This is a genomic window from Streptomyces sp. NPDC048506 (genome assembly GCF_040651315.1).
GTDB lineage: Bacteria > Actinomycetota > Actinomycetes > Streptomycetales > Streptomycetaceae > Streptomyces.
The window spans coordinates 253,331-272,162 of record NZ_JBEZIX010000001.1 but is presented as its reverse complement, the minus strand read 5'-3'; the positions used below and the strand labels follow the sequence as shown (position 1 = coordinate 272,162).

Sequence of the window (18,832 nt, the reverse complement as noted above, 5' to 3'; positions counted from 1 at the left end):
CTGGAAGGACGTTCGGCCTGAGGGAACGGAGCCCGTGCACCGGTCGCGACCCGGCCGTGGCGGGCCGCTGTCAGCCGGCTGTCAGCAGGTGCTTGGTCCAATGGGCGGCGTCTGTGGCGGAGAGGCCGAGAGTGGTCGGCGGTGATGAGCGGGAGGCGCTTGATGGCCTGGACGGAGTGCAGCGAGAACCGGCCGTTCGCAGCTCGGCGGTTGGTCTGCTTCCCGCATGCCGGTGGGTCGTCGTACTTCTTCCGGGAGTGGCGGAAGGGACTGCCCGAGTTCGAGGTGCACGCGGTGTGCTACCCGGGGCGGGCGGACCGGTTCGGAGAGCCGCTGGCCACGGATCTGGTGGCCATGGCCAGGGAGATCGCCGAGGCGATCAGACCGCTGATGGACCGACCAACGGCCCTTTTCGGACACAGCATGGGGGCGATCGTCGCGTACGAGACCGCGCGGGCACTGGAGGCCGATGGCGTCCGGCCGTCGCACCTGCTCGTGTCGGGCGCCCGTGCGGCGCACCTGGTGCGGCGGGACGCGCGCGCGGCGGCGACGGACGACGAGACCGCCGTCGCGACGCTGGTGGAGCTGGGCGGCACCGACACCGAGTTGCTGGACAACCCGATGTTCCGTGAGCTGATCCTGCCGTATGTGAAGGGCGACTTCCGCATGTTGGGCGCCTACGGGCATCGGACCGGTGTGCCGCTGGGGTGTCCGGTCACCGCTGTGGCGGGAGAGAGCGACCCCCGGGTAACGGCTGATCAGGTCGCGCAGTGGGCAGGGCTGACCGAGGGCCGGTTCGTGCAGCGGATGGTGCCGGGCGGTCACTTCTACCTGGCGGACGCACCGCCGTACGCGCTGGTGCGGGAGGCGTGTGCCGGGGAGCGGGACGAGCGGGCGGGAAACCGGTAGGGCGGGACGACGCCGGTGGACATCGATGGGGCGGGACGACACCGGTAGGGCAGGACGTCGGTAGGACGCAAGTCGGTAGGACGCAGGTCAGTAGGGCCGGAGCGCGGTGGGGGCGGGCGGTGGCTGGTGCGGATGCGGCCGACCGGGGCCTTCGCCGTGGCGATGTGACGACTACGGAACCACGGGGGACGGGCGTGCGGGTGGGAAGCGGGTTCGGCAAGAAACGGGTCGCTGTGGTCGCCGTGATGGTGGTGGTGCCGCTGGCGGTGATCGTCTGGGCGGCGACGGCCGTCGTCACGGGCGAGGCGCCGGGCAGGGGCGCGGCCGGGGCGGGGCACGGACTGGACAAGGCCGGGCACTTCTTCCTCGCCGTGGCGGTCATTCTGGTCGCCGCCTACCTGGGCGGACTGCTGGCCGACCGGCTGGGGCAGCCGCGGGTGATCGGCGAGATCTGCGCGGGGCTGGCGCTGGGGCCGACCGTGCTGGGCCGGTTCGCGCCGGACGCGGGGCACTGGCTGTTCCCGGCGAACACGCTGCCGATGCTGGACGGGCTGGCCCAGGTCGGCCTGATCTTCTTCATGTTCGGGGTCGGGCGGGAGCTGACCGGGATGCGGCTGCGGGGCACCGGGCCGCAGGCCCTGCTGGTGAGCCAGGCCTCGCTGCTGCTGCCGTTCGCGGCGGGGACCGCGGCGGCCGTGCCGCTGGTGCACGGGTTCGTGGGGCGGACGGCCGATCCGATGGCGTTCGTGCTGTTCGTGGGGTGTGCGCTGAGCGTCACCGCGTTCCCCGTGCTGGCCCGCATCCTGACCGACCTCGGCATCACCCGCACCCGCCAGGGGCAGTTGAGCCTCTTCGCGGCGGCGGTCGGGGACGGGGCGGTCTGGCTGGTGCTCACCGGGATCCTGGCGGGGCTGCACGGGAGCAGCCCGGCGGGCGTGCTGTGGAACGGGCTGATCGCCGCGGTGATCACGGTGGTCTTCCTGGGGCCGCTGCGGATCGGGTTGGCCCGGTGGGCGCGGTCCCGGGCGGCGGCCGGGGCGGAAGGCGAGGGCGATGCGACGACCATGGTGCTGCTCGCCGTCGGGATCGCTGCGACGTCCACCCTGACGACGGTGGTCGGGGTGCACCAGCTGATCGGGGCGCTGCTGGTCGGGCTGGCCTGGCCGGTGGGCAATGACGGGGCGATGGGGGTACCTCCCACGCCCTTGAGGCAGTGGGGGAGCGTCGCCGACCAGCTCTCCGGCACGGCCAAGACCGTGCTGCTGCCGTTCTTCTTCTTCGGTTTCGGGCTCAGCATCGACCTGGGGTCGTTGCGCTTCGACCGGGCCTCCGTGCTGGCGCTGGGCACACTGCTCGTCCTGGCCGTCGTCACCAAGGTCTTCGGGCCCGCGCTGAGCGCCGTCCTCACCGGGATGCGCGTGCGGCCGGCCCTCTCGCTCGGCTGGCTGCTCAACTCCCGCGGCCTGACCGAACTGGTCATCCTCCAGATCGGCTACCAGGCCGGCATCATCGACCAGCGGCTGCTCAGCATCCTCACCATCGTCGCGCTGGTCACCACGATGATGACCCGGCCGATGCTCCGGCTCCTCGGGCCGGACGCGGTCGAACCGGCGCCGGCACGGCGCGCGGCGGACGGCGCGTCCGGACACGATGCGCCCGAGCTCTCCTCCGCCCCCCGGTAGTCGCCCGGTAGTCCCCCGGTAGTCCCCCGCACGGAGCGGCCGCGTGATCGACCAGATGCTTCCCCCGGCCGTCGCCGCCGCCGAGTCCTTCGGGGATCCGCCCGATGCGCGGCTGTTCCCGGAGGAGCGGGCCGCGTTGGGCGAGGCCGGCGCGGCACGCCGGCGCGAGTACACCACGGTGCGGCACTGTGCGCGGCGCGCCATCGGCGCCCTGGGCCTGCCGCCGGTGCCGATACTGCCGGGCGTACGCGGTGCCCCACGATGGCCGGACGGCGTCGTCGGCAGCATGACCCACTGCGCCGGCTACCGGGCCGCGGTCGTCGCGCGCGACTCCGCGGTGCGCACCCTCGGCATCGACGCGGAGCCCCATGAGCCCCTGCCGGACGGCGTGCTGGGCTTCGTCGGGCTGCCCGAGGAACGGGCGCGGGTCGCCCGGCTCTCCCGGCTGGAGCCCCGGGTGTGCTGGGACCGGCTGCTGTTCTGCACCAAGGAGGCCGTCTACAAGGCGTGGTTCCCGGTGACCGGGAGCTGGTTGGGCTTCGACGGCGCACGGGTCTCGCTCCGCTCCGACGGCACCTTCCACGCCCGCGTCCTGGTCGCCCCGCCGGCCGAACACCCCACCGCGCCAAGGGACTTCACCGGGCGCTGGCTGGCGCGCGAGGGCCTGGTGGTGGCGTGTGTGGTGGTCCCGGCAAGCGCTCCCTAGGCGGCCGGCGGGCGACTGTCCGGCGGGGCTCGTCGGCTGTCCGGTGGGGCTCCGTCGGCTGTCCGGTGGGGCTCCGTCGGCTGTCCGGCGGAGGCTCCGCCGCGGGTCCGCGCACGGCTTCCCGGGCTGCCCACAGGGGGTTTGACAGCCTTTCTCGGCATGTGAAAGATTTAACTTACACATACAGTCCGGCAGGCTGGGGAGGTGGACGTTGACCAGCGAGGAGCTGCTGACCTTTCTCGCCGCGGTGGGCCACGCACAGCGTCTCCGGGCCATCGCAGGGCTCGCCGACGGCCGGATGTACGTCAGTGAACTGGCCCGTCAATTGGGCATGTCCCGCCCCCTGCTCTACATGCACCTCGAACGCCTAGAGAAGGCCGGCCTGGTCGTCGGCAATCTGGAACTCTCCGACGACGGGAAGGCTCTGAAGTACTTCGAGCTGGCTCCGTTCGAGGTGCGTCTCAATGTGCAGACGATCCTGGACGTCCTCCGGGAGGACGAGGAACGGGCACGTGAGGCGGACGGGCCTACCGATGAGGAAGGTTAGAACGCAATGAGGGGGACCCGGACATGACCGGCGCCATCGTCGCCATCGCCATCGTCTTGATCGTCGTCGGGGGAATCACAGCGGCGGTGGTTTCGCACTTCAGACTCCAGCGCCACCGCGCCGATGCCGTGGCCATGGCCTCCTACCGCAAGCTCGCCGAGGAGGCGGTGGCCCGACAGGAGGCCCTCCAGGCCGAGTTGGCCGAGCTGAAGGCCCGGGTGGGCTCGATCGACGAGATGCTGCGGAGGATCGAGTGACCGCGCTGCCCCCGGGGCGGCTGCGTCCGCCGGACTCGCTGGTCAGACTGCCGTTATCGGCCGCCCCCTGGCTCGCCGCCGGCTACCTCGCGAGCTATCTCGTGGCCGGCAGCGCACTGTTCGCCGTGGCGACGGCGGCCTTCCTCGGCGGGGTGGTGCTGAGCCAGTTCACCGTCACGGTGCCGCTGATCATCGGGTCGGCGTGGGTGATCCGGGGCTGTGCGCAGGTCGAGCGGGGCCGCGCGACTCTGATCGACCGGCCGATCCCGTACCTCTACAAGGAGGTCACCGAGCCCGGTCTGCCCGCCCACCTCAAGGCCCGCTGCGCCGATCCGGCGATCGTCCGGGACTGCGCCTATCTCATCCTCCTCTTCCCTCCCCTGTTGCTGCTGGACCTCCTCGCCCTGGTCGTCTGGCTGGTGCTGCTCGGCTGCGTCACCCTGCCGCTGTGGTACCGGGTCGTGACCGTCTCCGGCGGAACGGCGGGGCAGGGCCATGCGTTCCTCGCGGTCGACACCCTGCCCGGAGCGCTGGCCATCGCGGTCGTCGCGCTCCTTCTGCTTCCCTTCGCCGCCCGGCTGCTCGTGACCGCCGCACGGCTGCACCTGGCCGTCGCCCAGGCGGTGCTCCGTCCGCCCGGTGACCCGCTCGCGCAGGTCAAGGGCGTGCTCGCTCGTCCCGGTCCGCTCTGTGCGCAGAGCGGGCTTCGCACCAGCACTTCCACAGACACGACATCTGATGAGGAAGCCCATGAACCGAAACCCGGGCGGGCCGGCTGACGCCGTCGTCCATCTGGACTCCGTGTACAAGGTCTACGGCGGCGGCAAGAACAAGGTGGCCGCCCTCGACGGGGTCAGCATCGGTCTGCGACGGGGCTCCTTCACCGCGGTGATGGGCCCCTCAGGATCCGGCAAGAGCACCTTCCTGCACTGCGCCGCGGGGCTGGACCGGCCGACGTCCGGCACGGTCCAGCTGGACGGCGTGGAGCTGTCCCGGCTCAAGGAGAAGCAACTGACCAAGCTCCGCCGGGAGCGGGTCGGCTTCGTCTTCCAGGCGTTCAACCTGATGCCCGCGCTGAGCGTGCGGGACAACGTCACCCTGCCGTTACGCCTCGCGGGCCGCCGAGCCAAGGCATCCGAGGTCGACGAGGTCATCGAACGCGTCGGCCTCGCGTCGCGTCAGAAGCACCGCCCCGGCGAACTCTCCGGCGGCCAGCAGCAGCGGGTGGCCATCGCCCGCGCACTGGTCACCCGCCCCGCCGTGGTCTTCGGCGACGAGCCGACCGGAGCGCTGGACACCCGCACCGCCCGTGAGGTCCTCGGCCTGCTGCGGGAGGCCGTCCAATGGGCCGGGCAGACCATCGTGATGGTCACCCACGACCCGGTGGCCGCCGCACACGCCGACCGCACCCTCTTCCTCGCCGACGGCCGGATCGTCGACGCACTGGAGCGCCCGACCGCGGACATGGTCGCCGAGCGCATGACCCACCTCGGCGCCTGGGCCGACGAGCAGGCGTCGCAGGGCGGGCAGCACGGAGCGGCCCGATGATCGGCCTCGCGCTGCGCTCCCTGAAGTTCCACAAGGGCGGCTTCATCGCCTCCTTCATCGCACTGTTCTTCGGCGCGTCCATCGTGATCGCGTGCGGCGGGCTGCTGGAGACCGGGGTGCGCGGGCTGGCCGCGCCGCAGCGGCTCGGGGCCGCGCAGATCGTCGTCACCGGGGACCAGAACTACCCCGAGTCCAACAAGGTCTTCCAGGAGCGGGTCCGGCTCGACGCCGCCGCGGTGCGCAAGGCCGCCGCGGTGCCCGGCGTACGGGCCGCGGTGCCCGACGTCTCGATGCCCGTCGCGCTCGTCCTGAAGGGCGGCAAGGGCGGCACCACCGCCACCGGACACGGCTGGGACTCCGCCCGGCTCGGGCCGTACCGCCTGACCAAGGGCGGCGCCCCGGTCGGCGCGGGGAAGCTGGCGCTGGACTCCCGGCTCGCCGCACAGGCCGGTGCCGGCGTCGGCGACCGGATCACCCTGGGCGTGCACGGCACCCTCCGGCCGTACGAGGTGACCGGGCTGGTGGACGGGCCGGGCGAGGCCGGGACGGTGTTCCTCTCGGACGCCGATGCCGCGCGGTACGCCCCCCAGCCGGGCAAGGTCGACTCCATCGGCGTGCTCACCGCCCCCGGCACCGATGTCGGCCAGGTGCAGACGGCGCTCGCCGACGCCCTCAAGGACACGCCGGTTTCGGTGCTGACCGGCGACGAGCGGGGCCGGGCGGAGTTCCCCGACGTCGTCACCCACGGCAAGAACCTGGTGTCCATGTCCGCGGTGTTCGGCGGTCTGGCCGCGATGGTGACCGTCTTCGTGGTGGCCAGCACGCTGGGGCTGTCGATCCAGCAGCGGCAGCGGCAGATGGCGCTGCTGCGCGCGATCGGCTCGACGCCGGGCCAGGTCCGCCGGATGATCCTGGCCGAGACCTTCACCGTGGCCGTCTTCGCCACCGCGCTGGCCTGTGTGCCCGGACCGCGACTGGGCAACTGGCTGCTGGGCCGGTTCGTGGACGCCGGTGTGGTGCCGGACGTGGTGATGTACCGGGCCGGCTGGATCCCCCTGGTCGCGGGGGCCGGCGCGGCGCTGCTGACCGCCCTCGGGGCGGCGTACATCGCGGCCCGCGGTGCCGCCCGCACCCGCCCGACCGAGGCGCTGGCCGAAGCGGCCGTGCAGCGCCGCTGGCTCAACTGGATCCGGCTGCTCGCCGCGCTGCTCTGTCTGGCCGGTGGCACCGCCCTGGCGTTCGTCACGACGCAGATGGACGGTGCGAAGGCGGGCAGTGCGGCCACCCCGGCCGCGATGCTGTGGGCCGCCGGCTTCGGACTGCTGGGGCCCGGCCTGACCAAGCTGATGACGGCCCTGCTGCGCTGGCCGCTGCGGGCGGTCACCGGCTTCGCCGGGCAGCTGGCCATCCTCAACGCCAGGGCCCGGGCGATCCGGCTGGCCGGCGCGGTCATGCCGGTCATGCTCGCCACCGGCCTGGCCACCGCGCTGATCTACCTCCAGACCACCCAGAGCGAGGGTGCCGAGCAGGCGTTCAAGGACAACCTCCGGGCCGACCTGGTGATCACGTCGGCGACCGGCGGGATGCCACCGTCCGTCGTCGACCGGGTCGAGCGGCAGTCCGGTGTGGCGGCGGCGTCCGCCTACGTGCCCAGCTCCGGCTTCCTGGAGCCGTCGAAGGCCGAGTGGGCCGACTACAACGGCAAGGGCCGGAAGCCGAAGGGCACACCGGTGCAGATCACCGGCGTCTCGCCGAAGGGCATCGAGCGGACCACCGCGGTCCGGGTGGTCAGCGGCAGCCTCGCCGGTCTGCGCGGGGACACCGTGGCGCTGCCCGAGTCCTCCGCCAAGGGCCATGCGCTCGGTGAGCGGATCCCGATGCGGATGGGCGACGGCACCAAGGTCGAGCCCCGGCTGGTGGCCACGGTCGGCGAACGGCGCGGCTACGGTGCGGTGTTGATGCCCGCCGCGCAGGTCACCGCGCACACCACCAAGGGCGTGGTGCCGCAGCTCCTGGTGGCCGCCGCGCCCGGTACCGACACCGCGCGCCTGGCCGCCGAGCTCACCGGCCCGGGTGCCGCATCGCCCGGACTGCGGGCGGTCGACCGGTCGTCGCTGGTCACCGCCCAGGTCAAGCAGAACGACACCCAGACCTGGGTGGCCTACCTCCTGGTCGCCATGGTCATCGGCTACGCCGTCATCGCCCTGGTGAACACCCTGGTGATGGCGACCGCCGAGCGGCGCCGGGAGTTCACCCTCCAGCGGCTCATCGGCGCCACCCGGGCCCAGGTCATGCGGATGATGACGGTGGAGGCGCTGCTGACCGCATTGGCCGGTATCGTGCTCGGCCTGCTGGTCGCGGCCGCGACGCTGGTGCCGCTGAGCTATGCGGTGCTCGAACGGGCCCTGCCCGCCGGGCCGCCGTCGATCCTGATCACCGTCGTCGCCTTCGCGCTGGTGCTGACCCTGGGCGCCACCCTGCTGTCGGCCCGGATGGCGCTGCGCACCCGGCCCTCGGCGGCGGTCGGCACCCGGGAATGATCTGAAATCTGGAAAACTCGCCTACGTCACCTGCGAATTTCGCCCACCACTTAACAACGTGGTGGGCGAAGTCTTGTCAAACCTACGCTCGCTCTTATGGCGTTGAAGCCCCTCAAGCACCGTCTTGTCGCGGAATTGGAGTTTCCCAATGCTCAATAGAGTCGTGATCGTGGGTGGCGGTACAGCCGGCTGGATGACCGCGTCGTACCTCAAGGCGGCATTCGGTGACCGGATCGACATCACCCTGGTCGAATCCGGAAAGGTCGGCACCATCGGCGTCGGCGAAGCCACTTTCAGTGACATCCGGCACTTCTTCGAGTTCCTCGGTCTGAAGGAATCCGACTGGATGCCGGCGTGCAACGCCACCTACAAGCTCGCGGTCCGCTTCGAGAACTGGCGGAAGCCCGGCCACCACTTCTACCACCCGTTCGAGCAGATGCGGTCGGTCGACGGCTTCCCGCTCACCGACTGGTGGCTGAAGAACGGCCGCACCGACCGCTTCGACGTCGACTGCTTCGTGATGGCCAACATCTGCGACGCGGAGCGCAGCCCGCGCCACCTCGGCGGCGCGATGCTCTCCCAGCCGTACGACGAGCACGCCGACGAGCCCGCCGGTCTGACGATGTCGGAGCACCAGGGCAAGACCCAGTTCCCGTACGCCTACCACTTCGAGGCCGCGCTGCTGGCCAAGTTCCTCACCAAGTACACGGTGGACCGCGGCGCGAAGCACATCGTCGACGACGTCAAGGACGTCACGCTCGACGAGCGCGGCTGGATCAAGAGCGTGGTGACCGCCGAGCACGGCGAGCTGGAGGGCGACCTCTTCATCGACTGCACGGGCTTCCGCGGGCTGCTGCTGAACAAGGCCCTCCAGGAGCCGTTCATCTCCTTCCAGGACACCCTGCCCAACGACAGCGCGGTCGCGCTCCAGGTGCCGCAGGACATGGAGAAGCGGGGCATCCGGCCCTGCACCACCGCCACCGCCCAGGACGCGGGCTGGATCTGGACCATCCCGCTCTACGGCCGGATCGGCACCGGCTACGTGTACGCCAGCGACTACCTCTCCGCGGAGGAGGCCGAGCGCACCCTGCGGGAGTTCGTCGGTCCGTCGGCGGCGAAGGTCGAGGCCAACCACATCAAGATGCGCATCGGCCGGAGCAACCGCTCCTGGGTCAACAACTGTGTGGGCGTCGGCCTGACCAGCGGCTTCGTCGAGCCGCTGGAGTCCACCGGGATCTTCTTCATCCACCACGCCGCGGAACAGCTGGTCAAGAACTTCCCCGGGGCGGACTGGAACCCGGTGCACCGCGACAGCTACAACAGCTCGGTCGCCAACGTGATGGACGGCGTCCGCGAGTTCCTGGCGCTGCACTACGCCGCTGCCGCGCGCAACGACACGCAGTACTGGAAGGACGCCAAGACCCGGCCGCTGCCGGACGGCCTGGCCGAGCGGATCGAGCACTGGAAGCACCAACTGCCGGACAGCGAGTCGGTCTTCCCGTACTACCACGGGCTGCCGCCGTACTCCTACATGTGCATCCTGCTCGGGATGGGCGGCATCGACCTCAAGCCGTCCCCGGCGCTCTCGCTGGCCGACGAGACCGCCGCACTGAAGGAGTTCCAGGCGGTGCACGACCGGGCCGCGACCCTCATCGACCAGCTCCCGACGCAGTACGAGTACTTCACGCACATGCGCCACTGAGCCCGCCGGCGCCGGGGCGGCCGCCGTGCCCATGTGGTCGCGGCGGCCGCCCCGGCGCCGTGTCCGTCGCCCCAGGAGCGTCACCCATGACCGAACTGACCCAACTCTCCGAACCGACGCAGTCGGCCGACCCGCACTCCGCGGCGGCCGTCGCCGCGGGCCAGCGCGCCATGATGAGCGGCTTCCCCACGGGGGTCGCCGTCCTCACCACCGTCGACCACGCCGGCACGCCCCGCGGGATGACCATCTCCTCCGTGTGCAGCGTCTCGCTGGACCCGCCGACGCTGCTGGTGTGCCTGCGGATCGGCAGCCCGACCCTGGAAACCGCCCTGGACACCGGCCGTTTCGCGGTGAACCTGCTGCACGGCGCGGCGCGGCCGGTCGCCGAGCTGTTCGCCTCGGGCGCGCCCGACCGCTTCGACCGGGTGCGCTGGCAGCACGACGCCGACGACCCGTACGCCGCCGGGCCGCACCTCTTCCACGACGCGCACGCCATCGCGGACTGCCGGGTGAGCGACCGGCACCGGAGCGGGGACCACCTGGTGGTCTTCGGCGGCATCCTGCGGGTCACGCCGTACCCGGGCCGACAGCCGCTGGTCTACGGCCGGCGGGAGTACCGGGCGTGGCCGGTGGGCGCGGAAGGCCGGTAGCCGCCGCCAGGGATCCGGGCGGCGGCCGTTGGCGCGGCCGTTCACGCGGCCGTTCTCGCGGTCTCTCTCGCGGGGCCGCCGGCGCGTCTCTCGCGGGGCCGTTCCGGCCGGTTGGGCCGGTTGCTCAGGCGCCCGCCGGTGACGGTACGGCCGGCGGGCCGGGGAGCCGTGCGGGCACGGTGACGCTGCTGGTGGCGGGGGCGATCACCTTGCCGTCCAGCAGGGCCATCCCCAGCGGTGTCACCGAGTGCAGCACGGTGTTGCGCACCCGCCGGGTGGTGATCAGCCCGGACTGGCGCAGCACGGCGGTGTGTTGGCTCGCGCAGGGCGCGGAGATCCCCAGCCGGTCGGCGAGCTGACCGGTGGTGCACGACGCCCGCAGCTCCCGCAGCGCCGCCGCCCTGGTCTGCCCGACCAGGGCGCCGAGCGCCTCCGAGGAGATCGCCGTCTCGTCCCACAGGACGCCGGACTGTTCGGCGTCCGGCGGCGCGGCGAAGACCAGGGCGGCCTGGCCGCGCTGCCGGTCGCCGTGGAAGAGCCGGGCGGGGCGGTGGGCGAGGAAGACCGAGGGGCTGAGCACCAGGCCGTTGCCGCCCAGGTGGACGTCCTCGTCGGGGCCGTCGTGGAGCTGGAGGACCTGGCCGTTCCATTCGGCCCTGCGCCCCAGGCCGGTGAGCAGCTGATCCACCCCGCCGGCCATCACCATCCGGCCGCGGGCGTCGCACTCGGCCTCGCAGTAGGCCAGCACCCGGTTCCAGTACGGGGCCACCGCGGCCCGCCAGAAGTCGGCCGGCGTCGGCGCGGACGACGGCTGCGGGCCGGCCTTGGCCCGCAGCCTGTTGTAGACCTGGCGGCGCCATCGTGCGTACACGTTGCCGGCGCCGCGGGCGAACAATTCACGGGCCAAGCCGGCCTCGATTTCCGGTCCTGCGGTGGTCCGCAGGCGGGTTCTCCCGAGATCGGCCGCCGTGAAATGAATTCTCTGCATTACGGTTCCCCCGTTGTCACCGTAGTTTTTGTGACGCGTCCACCCCCATGCGGGCAGCCGACGGGGGGAGACACCATCCGTACCGGCTTCAGCCGGACGGTTCAGCCCGCACTCCGCCCGGTGAGTTCGGCGAAGGCGTCGTCGAGAGTGGGCCGGCGCACGGCGAAATCCGCGACGGTCACGCCGGCCTTTTCGAGTGCGGTCGCGGCGGCGGCGATACTGCCCATACCGTCGTCGAGCCGTAGTGAGATGACGCCCTTTTCCGGGTCCACGGCCGGTTCTTCGGCCGCGCCCGTGCACAGGACCGCCAGGGCGTCGGTGACCGCGCCGTGGCCGACCACGCGGATCTCCAGCCGGTCCGGGCCGACGGACCGCTTGAGCTCGTCCGGCGTGCCCTCGGCGATGACCCGCCCGGTGTCGACGACCGCGATGCGGTCGGCCAGGAAGTCGGCCTCGTCCAGGTACTGGGTGGTCAGCAGGACGGTCACGCCGTCCGCCACGAGTTCGCGTACGGCGCTCCACAGTGCCATCCGGCTCACCGGGTCCAGGCCGGTGGTGGGCTCGTCGAGGAAGAGCACCGAGGGCGCGGCGACCAGGCAGGCCGCCAGGTCGAGCCGGCGGCGCATACCGCCGGAGTAGGTCCGGGTGGGCCGGTCGGCGGCGCCGGTCAGGTCGAAGCGCTCCAGCAGGTGCTCGGCGCGCTGGCGTGCGGCGCGCCGGCCCAGGTGGAGCAGCACACCGATGAGGGTGAGGTTCTCCCGGCCGGTGAGCAGTCCGTCCACGGCCGCGTACTGGCCGGCCAGTCCGATCCGCCGGCGGACCTCGGCGGGCCGCTCGACGACGTCGAAGCCGGCCACCTCGGCGTGTCCACCGTCCGGTGCGAGCAGGGTGCTCAGCACCCGGACGGTGGTCGTCTTGCCGGCTCCGTTCGGGCCGAGCAGTCCGAGTACGGTGCCCGTCGCGACGGAGAGGTCGACGCCGTTCAGGGCCTGGTGGTCCTTGAAGTGCTTGCGCAGGCCCTCGGCCCGGATCGCGGTTTCCACGTCACTCTCTCCGGCCGGCGGGGGTGCGGGTCAGGCGCCGAGGTCGGCGGCGGGTGCACGGAGGCTGTTGGGCCGCAGATCGGTCCAGTGCTCCTCCACATGGGCCAGGGCGGCTTCCCGGGTGCTCTCGCCCAGGGACACCGTCCAGCCGTCCGGCACCTCGGCGAACGCGGGCCACAAGCTGTGCTGGCCCTCGTCGTTGACGAGTACGAGGAACGTGCCGTCCTGGTCGTCGAAGGGGTTCGTCACGTCGCGCTCTCCAGATCTGAGTAGGAGGCCACAGTGGGTCTCATCAGCGGGCCTCGACGCGGAACATGGTGTCGAGGCCCGCTGACACAGCACTGACCGCAGCCTGAAAGCCACGTACTACGCGGGAGTGGCCGCCTGGCGGGACGCGACGAAGCGCACCACGTCGTTCACCGTGCGGAAGTTCTCGATGTCGAGGTCGGTGGGCTGCACCGCGATGCCGAAGGTCCGCTCGACCCACATCACCAGCTGCACGGCGAACAGCGAGCTGACGCTGCCGGTGGCGAAGATGTCGTGGTCGTCGGTGAGTTCGGTGTCCCGGACGTGCTCGGAGATGAAGCCACGGACGGTCTTGACGATGTCGTCTGTCATCAGGCACCTGCCTTGTTCCCGGCGATGGCCGGCTCGTAGGAGTAGAAACCGTGGCCGCTCTTGCGGCCGAGTCGGCCGGCGGCCACCAGCTTGCGCAGCAGCGGCGCCGGGGCGAACTTGGGGTCGTTGAAGTTGTCCAGGAGGACTTCCAACGAGTACATGACGGTGTCCAGGCCGATCAGGTCCGCCGTCTCCAGCGGGCCCATCTGGTGGCCCAGGCACTGCCGGAAGAGCCGGTCGATGTCGCCGGCCTGCGCGACGTTGTCCTGGAGCAGCAGGATCGCCTCGTTGACGCTGAGCATCGCCACGCGGTTGGTGACGAAGCCCGAGGAGTCCTCGACCACCACGATGTCCTGGCCGATCAGCCCGAACAGCTCACGGGTCCGCTCGATCGTCTCCGGCGAGGTGTGGAATCCGCGGATCACCTCGACCAGCTTCTTCAGCGGCACCGGGTTCATCAGATGGGTGCCCACCACCCGGTCCTGACGGAGCGTCACCGAGGCCATCTTGGTGATCGGGATGGCCGAGGTGTTCACGCCGAAGACGCAGTGCTCGGGGGCGACGGCGTCCATCTTCCGGTAGAGCTCCTCCTTGACGTCCCAGTTCTCGGTGACGTTCTCGACGATGAAGTCGGCGTCGGCGAGGCCGTCGAGGTCGGTGCGGAACTCGATGCGGGAGAGCACCTCGTCGGGGGTGCTGGCGGCGAGCTTGCGGTCGATCAGCCCGTAGAACCGGGCGTTCTTCCCGATCAGGTCCCGGGCCCGGTCCAGGGCCTGGTCGGTGGTGTCCACGAGCACCACCGACAGCCCGGCCGCCGCGAAGGCATGGGCACCGCCGATGCCCATCGTGCCGGCGCCCAGTACGCCCACGCGCCGGATCTGGCTGGTCTCAGTCATCACATTCCCCTGGCCGGTTGTGGTGTGCGGTGTGGTGTGGTCCGGCACCGCTCGGCGAGCGGTGCCGGCCAGTCGTCGACGTCCCATCCGTACTGGCAGAGCAGGGCGTAGGTGAGCCGCTCCAGGCCGAATCCGACGCAGGCGGAGTGGACCGTGCTGCCGTCGGGGCCCTTGATGCCGAAGGCGTCGCCGAAGTGCTTTTCGTGCAGGTTGAACGAGCCGACCGAGATGCTGTCCCCGGGGCCCACGTCCAGGTGGAGTTCGTGCTTGAGCTCCAGCAGGCGCTGCGAGGAGACCTGCGCGGCGGTCGCCGCCCCGGCGAAGAACGGGTCGCTCGCCACCTCGCAGCGGCCGGCCAGGTCGAGCCGTTCGACGAGCTCGACGGCGCGCCGGCGGAACCGGTCGCGGGCCTCGCGGACGAACTCCGCGGTGCCGAGGAAGACCGTCTCGCGGATGGTGAAGTCCGCGAGCCGCTCCATGGTCTGGTGGTAGCGGGACTCGTGCCGGAAGGACCCGCCCTTGGCGGTCACCACGGTGTTCTCGTCCGGCAGGGTGGCGCCGGCGAACTGGTCGAAGGTGTGGTAGCACATCGTCGGCGGCAGCACCCGGTCCACCGGTGCGCAGCGGTGCAGCACCCGGTCCCCGATCGTCTCCCGCGCCCCGACCTCCTCGGCGAAGGCGCGGTAGGTGTCGACGTCGCCGTCGAGCCGGGCGGCGAACATCATGTGCTGCGGGAACGAGGAGAGGTACCCGCTGCGGTGCAGCGCGGTGACCGGCAGCAGCGTCGGATAGCGGTACTCCCGCGCGCCGAACTCCTCGCGGATGATCTCCTGGAGCAGCCCGTCCAGGGCGTCGAGCGCGGCCAGGGCCGGGGCGCCGAGCGCCACCTGCCCGGGGCCGATCTCGTGCACCACGCCGTCGGCCAGCAGCCCGGCGAAGGTGTCGGGCCGCGGGGTGCGGCCGGACGGCGAGCGCCACAACACCTTGGGGGGCGTGTGAAGTTGGGGGCGCACCTCGGTGTCGACGACGTGTCGGAGCTTCTTGCCGAGGGCCTCGGCGTCGACCGGCTGCTCGGTGGTCACCACGACGGCGCCCACCGCGTCGCCGCCGGTGCCGTCCGCGCCCTCGGCGGGGACCAGCCGGAATCCGGTGATGGCTTCGGAGATGTAGTAGACCCGCCGGTTCAGCTCGTCGAGGTGGGCCCCCGAGACCGGTTCGTCCAGGTCGAGTTGGTAGGAGTGCATGTCGGCCGCCTCTCGTCGTTACGCCGTCACGCCGCGGTGGGCAGGCCCAGCAGGCCGGCGATGATGGACCGCTGGATGTCCGAGGTGCCGCCGTAGATGGTGCCGGCGAGCACATCGCGCACCTCGCGCTCGATGCCGAGCTCTTCGGTGTAGCCGCGGGCGCCGTGGATCTGCATGGCGTCCAGGGCGGTGGTCTTCAGGCTCTCGCTGACGTAGAGCTTGAGCATGGAGGCCTCGTGCATCGCGAGCCGGCCCTGGGAGCGCAGCCAGCCGACCTTGTAGAGCATCAGCCGGGCCAGCTCCAGCCGGACCCGCATGTCGGCGATCTTGTTGGAGACGGACTGGAACGAGCCGATGGCGCGGCCGAACTGGCGGCGGTCGGCGGCGTAGGCCACGCAGCGGTCCAGCAGCCGGCTCATCACACCGACCTGGCTGGCGAACATGAAGCCGCGCTCCCACTCCATGGTGGCGGTGAACAGCTGGTACCCGGCGCCCTCCGCGCCCAGCCGCTGGTCCTCGCGCACGACGCAGCCGTCGAAGGTGATCTCGCCCATCAGGGTGCCGCGCAGCCCCGCCTTGGGGATGTCGCGGGCGCTGAGCCCCGGGGTGTCGGCCGGCACGACGAAGGCGGAGACGGCGCGCTGCGGGGCGCCGTCGCGGCTGGTGCGGGCGAAGACGATGAACAGGTCGGCGCGCGGCCCGTTGCTGATGAACTTCTTCGTCCCGTTCAGCACGTAGGTGTCGCCGTCGCGCTCGGCGGTGGTGGTGAGCGAGAGCATGTCGGAGCCGGTCTCCGGCTCGGACAGGGCGTGCGCGCCCACCAGCGAGCCGTCGCACAGGGCCGGCAGCCAGCGGTTGCGCTGCTCCTCGGTGCCGTGGTCGGCGATGTAGACGGCGCAGGCGAAGAGGTGGTTGTTGATCGCGAAGACCAGGCCGTTGTCGACGCAGCCTTCGCCGAGCGCCTCGTACGCCATGATCGCGGTCAGCGGGTCCAGCCCGCCGCCGCCGTACTCCTTCTTGATCGGCCAGCCCAGGACGCCGAAGTCGGCGCAGGCCTTCCAGCCGCTCTCGTCGAAGGTGGCGTTGCGGTCGTGCTCGGCGACCTGGGCGCCGAGGGTGTCCCGGGCGAACCGGACGACCTTGTCGCGCAGCGCCTGCTGTTCCGGCGTGGGGGCGAAATCCATCATCGTTCTCCGTGGTCGGGGGTCGCGGTCCGGGTGGGTGCGGGGCCGTGGTCGGGGGTCAGACCTCCCACAAGGTCACCGCCCAGGCGGCCACCGGGCTGTTGTTGAGGACCAGCACCAGGTCGCCCTGCTCCAGTTCGCCGCCGGCCAGCAGGGCGTCCAGGTTCAGCACCACGTCCATGGCCCCCAAGTGGCCGTACGCGGCGAGGTGTTGGCCGCAGACCGGGTGGATGGGCAGGCCGAGCAGGGTGGTGTAGAAGTCGTAGGCGGCGGCGGTGACGTTCTGCATCAAGGTGGCTTTGACCCGGTCCCGGCCCACGCCGGCGTCCGCGAGCACCTGCTCCACCATCGCGCCGAGCTTGCGGTTGCTGAGGGTGGCCAGTCCGAAGCGGTAGCGCGACGGGTCCTGGCACACCTCGCGCCACTCGTACCAGGGGGCCTGCTTGTAGTCGACGCGGAAGAGGTCGTGGAAGCTGCCGTCGGTCTGCTGGCGGTGGGCCCGCAGCACCGGACGGCCGCCGCGGACCATGGTCATCGCATAGGCGGCGTCGCCGACGACGGTGACCGGGAAGCGGATCCGGTCCACGCCGGTGGGGCGACTGGCGTGCGTGATCACCACCTGCTCCCGGGACGGGTCGGCGACCAGCAGGTCCCTCGCCAGCGCCCAGGCGGCGCTGGAACCGGTGCAGCCCAGTCCGTCGACGGTGAAGGCGAACGCGGAGGTCAGCCCGGCCTCGGTCTGCACCCGGCAAGCGTCCGAGCCGAGCAGCACGTCCGGGGCCCGCGGGCCGACCAGCAGCAGCGCGTCCGGCTCGCCGGGGTGCGCGGCGTACAGCTCCCGGCAGGCCCGCGCGGCGAGCGGCGCCTGCTCGGTCTCGTCGAAGACGCCGACGCTCCGTATGCCGGTGCCACGGGCAAAAGCGGCGGTGTCGGCGTCCAGCATCCCGAATTCGGGGAGCTCCTCCAGCGGCACCGTGGTGTCGGGGAGCAGACAGTGGATCGACCCGATGCCGATGGTGGTGGCGTCGGAGGTGGTGGCGTCGGAGGTTCCGGGGCCGGTGCTCATACGACGCTCCCCTCCACGGCCGGCTCGGCGGTGAGCGCGACCGGCAGTCCGCTGTAGCCGTTGACGAAGTTGGAGTAGAGCCGCTTGGGCGGGCCCTGGAGCCGGATGTCCGCGACCTGGACGCGCAGCGCGTCGAGCATGGCGTTCACATGGACCCGGCCGAGGAAGGCGCCGAGGCAGAAGTGCGGGCCGTGTCCGAAGGCGACGTGCTTGTTGGGCGTACGGGCCAGGTCGAAGACGTCCGGGTCGGTGAAGACGGTCTCGTCGAAGTTCGCCGAGCTGTTCCACAGGCTGACCACGTCGCCCGCCTTGATGGTCTGGTCCCGCAGCGGGACGTCCACCAGGGCCCGGCGCCCGAAGTGCATCGCGGGGGTGGTCCAGCGCAGCACCTCCTCGGTGGCGCTGTCCACGCTCACCGCGCCGGACTTCAACGCCCGCCACTGGTCGGGGTGTTCGGCCAGCGCGATCAGTCCGCCGACGGAGGACATCCGGCTGGACTCGTCGCCGCCCAGGATCAGGCTGTAGCAGTTGAAGACGATCTCGTCCTCGGTCAGCGGCTCGTCGTCGATGGTGGCCGTGGCCAGTGCGCTGATCACGTCGTCGCCGGGGTGGCGCCGGCGGCGGGCGGCCAGGTCGGAGAAGTACATCAGGATCTCGTTGCGCGCCATCCACTCCTCCATCTCGCTGTCCTCGGCGCTGTGCCGGGAGAGCGTCTGGGTGTTCCAGGCGACGAGCTGCTCACGGTCCTCGCGCGGAACGTCCATGAGGTCGCCGATGGTGTTGATGGGGATGTGGTCGGCCACGTCGGTGACGAAGTCCAGCTCACCGCGGGCGAGCGCCTCGGCGACCAGCGCCCGGGTCCGCTCGTGCACACCGGCGACCACCGGCTCCAGCACCCGCGGCGAGAAGGACTTGAGCATCAGGTTGCGGATCTCGCGGTGCCGGGCGCCGTCGGTGACGGCGAGCATCTTGCGCGAGGCGGAGTCCTCGCCCTGGAGCAGGGTCGCCAGGACGTTGCCGCGTTCGGAGGTGAACTGCTTGTTGTCGCGGTAGAGGGTGACCACGTCCTCGTAGGTGGAGATCACCCAGAACCCGGGGCCGCGGTCGGTGACCCGGTGCCAGAAGACGGGGTGCTCGGCCCGGAACCGGCGCCACATGTCCGGGAGGTCCACGTCGAGGAACGTCTGCGGATCGGTGAGGTCCACCGTGGCCAGGTCGTCCGCGGTCGACCGTAGTTGGGGCTTCATGTGCG

19 protein-coding genes are annotated in these 18,832 nt (G+C 71.5%); 10 read left to right on the top strand and 9 right to left on the bottom strand.

Annotation, left to right across the window (positions count from 1 at the left end; all coding sequences use genetic code 11):
• Window positions 1-162 precede the first annotated feature (162 nt).
• The 10 genes from AB0C96_RS01180 (at window position 163) to AB0C96_RS01135 (ending at window position 10,541) form a co-directional block, all read left to right on the top strand.
• Window positions 163-909: an alpha/beta fold hydrolase gene (locus AB0C96_RS01180; RefSeq protein ID WP_362912350.1), complete on the top strand. Its 747-nt coding sequence runs from the start codon at window positions 163-165 to the stop codon at window positions 907-909.
• A gap of 194 nt (window positions 910-1,103) precedes the next feature.
• The gene (locus tag AB0C96_RS01175) at window positions 1,104-2,591 is read left to right on the top strand and encodes a cation:proton antiporter (protein WP_362912348.1); all 1,488 of its coding nucleotides are present in this window, start codon (window positions 1,104-1,106) and stop codon (window positions 2,589-2,591) included.
• A gap of 43 nt (window positions 2,592-2,634) precedes the next feature.
• Complete coding sequence (locus tag AB0C96_RS01170; RefSeq protein WP_362912346.1) at window positions 2,635-3,297, top strand: 4'-phosphopantetheinyl transferase superfamily protein; 663 nt, start codon at window positions 2,635-2,637, stop codon at window positions 3,295-3,297.
• Between the two features lie 211 nt (window positions 3,298-3,508).
• Window positions 3,509-3,844, top strand: a complete 336-nt coding sequence (locus AB0C96_RS01165) for a winged helix-turn-helix domain-containing protein (protein WP_362912344.1) — start codon at window positions 3,509-3,511, stop codon at window positions 3,842-3,844.
• A 23-nt stretch (window positions 3,845-3,867) separates the two neighbouring features.
• A complete protein-coding gene (locus AB0C96_RS01160) occupies window positions 3,868-4,101 on the top strand; it encodes a hypothetical protein (RefSeq protein WP_362912342.1) in 234 nt (77 codons plus the stop codon).
• Window positions 4,098-4,880: a sensor domain-containing protein gene (locus AB0C96_RS01155; RefSeq protein ID WP_362912341.1), complete on the top strand. Its 783-nt coding sequence runs from the start codon at window positions 4,098-4,100 to the stop codon at window positions 4,878-4,880. Before AB0C96_RS01160 ends, AB0C96_RS01155 begins: the two co-directional genes overlap by 4 nt.
• The gene (locus AB0C96_RS01150) at window positions 4,852-5,649 is read left to right on the top strand and encodes an ABC transporter ATP-binding protein (RefSeq protein WP_362912339.1); all 798 of its coding nucleotides are present in this window, start codon (window positions 4,852-4,854) and stop codon (window positions 5,647-5,649) included. Before AB0C96_RS01155 ends, AB0C96_RS01150 begins: the two co-directional genes overlap by 29 nt.
• Window positions 5,646-8,189, top strand: a complete 2,544-nt coding sequence (locus AB0C96_RS01145; protein ID WP_362912337.1) for an FtsX-like permease family protein — start codon at window positions 5,646-5,648, stop codon at window positions 8,187-8,189. Before AB0C96_RS01150 ends, AB0C96_RS01145 begins: the two co-directional genes overlap by 4 nt.
• Before the next feature lie 148 nt (window positions 8,190-8,337).
• Window positions 8,338-9,891, top strand: coding sequence for a tryptophan halogenase family protein (locus AB0C96_RS01140; RefSeq protein WP_362912335.1), 1,554 nt, complete (start codon window positions 8,338-8,340; stop codon window positions 9,889-9,891).
• 86 nt (window positions 9,892-9,977) lie between these two features.
• Window positions 9,978-10,541, top strand: a complete 564-nt coding sequence (locus AB0C96_RS01135; protein WP_362912333.1) for a flavin reductase family protein — start codon at window positions 9,978-9,980, stop codon at window positions 10,539-10,541.
• Window positions 10,542-10,665: 124 nt separating this feature from the next.
• On the opposite strand, the gene AB0C96_RS01130 is transcribed toward AB0C96_RS01135, so the two are convergent.
• The 9 genes from AB0C96_RS01130 to AB0C96_RS01090 form a co-directional block, all read right to left on the bottom strand.
• Window positions 10,666-11,448, bottom strand: coding sequence for a winged helix-turn-helix domain-containing protein (locus AB0C96_RS01130; RefSeq protein ID WP_362912331.1), 783 nt, complete (start codon window positions 11,446-11,448; stop codon window positions 10,666-10,668).
• Window positions 11,449-11,630: 182 nt separating this feature from the next.
• Entirely contained in the window at window positions 11,631-12,572 is a 942-nt protein-coding gene (locus tag AB0C96_RS01125) for an ATP-binding cassette domain-containing protein (RefSeq protein WP_362912329.1), read from the bottom strand.
• A gap of 30 nt (window positions 12,573-12,602) precedes the next feature.
• The gene (locus tag AB0C96_RS01120) at window positions 12,603-12,821 is read right to left on the bottom strand and encodes an MbtH family protein (protein WP_362912328.1); all 219 of its coding nucleotides are present in this window, start codon (window positions 12,819-12,821) and stop codon (window positions 12,603-12,605) included.
• Window positions 12,822-12,938: 117 nt separating this feature from the next.
• Complete coding sequence (locus AB0C96_RS01115; RefSeq protein ID WP_362912326.1) at window positions 12,939-13,190, bottom strand: acyl carrier protein; 252 nt, start codon at window positions 13,188-13,190, stop codon at window positions 12,939-12,941.
• Window positions 13,190-14,086: a 3-hydroxyacyl-CoA dehydrogenase family protein gene (locus AB0C96_RS01110; protein WP_362912324.1), complete on the bottom strand. Its 897-nt coding sequence runs from the start codon at window positions 14,084-14,086 to the stop codon at window positions 13,190-13,192. The genes AB0C96_RS01115 and AB0C96_RS01110 overlap by 1 nt, the downstream gene beginning before the upstream one ends.
• Complete coding sequence (locus AB0C96_RS01105; protein WP_362912322.1) at window positions 14,086-15,330, bottom strand: hypothetical protein; 1,245 nt, start codon at window positions 15,328-15,330, stop codon at window positions 14,086-14,088. Before AB0C96_RS01105 ends, AB0C96_RS01110 begins: the two co-directional genes overlap by 1 nt.
• 26 nt (window positions 15,331-15,356) lie before the next feature.
• The gene (locus tag AB0C96_RS01100) at window positions 15,357-16,514 is read right to left on the bottom strand and encodes an acyl-CoA dehydrogenase family protein (RefSeq protein ID WP_362912320.1); all 1,158 of its coding nucleotides are present in this window, start codon (window positions 16,512-16,514) and stop codon (window positions 15,357-15,359) included.
• 58 nt (window positions 16,515-16,572) lie between these two features.
• Window positions 16,573-17,580: a 3-oxoacyl-[acyl-carrier-protein] synthase III C-terminal domain-containing protein gene (locus AB0C96_RS01095; RefSeq protein WP_362912318.1), complete on the bottom strand. Its 1,008-nt coding sequence runs from the start codon at window positions 17,578-17,580 to the stop codon at window positions 16,573-16,575.
• On the bottom strand, window positions 17,577-18,827 hold the full coding sequence (locus tag AB0C96_RS01090; protein WP_362912316.1) for a cytochrome P450: 1,251 nt from the start codon (window positions 18,825-18,827) through the stop codon (window positions 17,577-17,579). Before AB0C96_RS01090 ends, AB0C96_RS01095 begins: the two co-directional genes overlap by 4 nt.
• Window positions 18,828-18,832 lie beyond the last annotated feature (5 nt).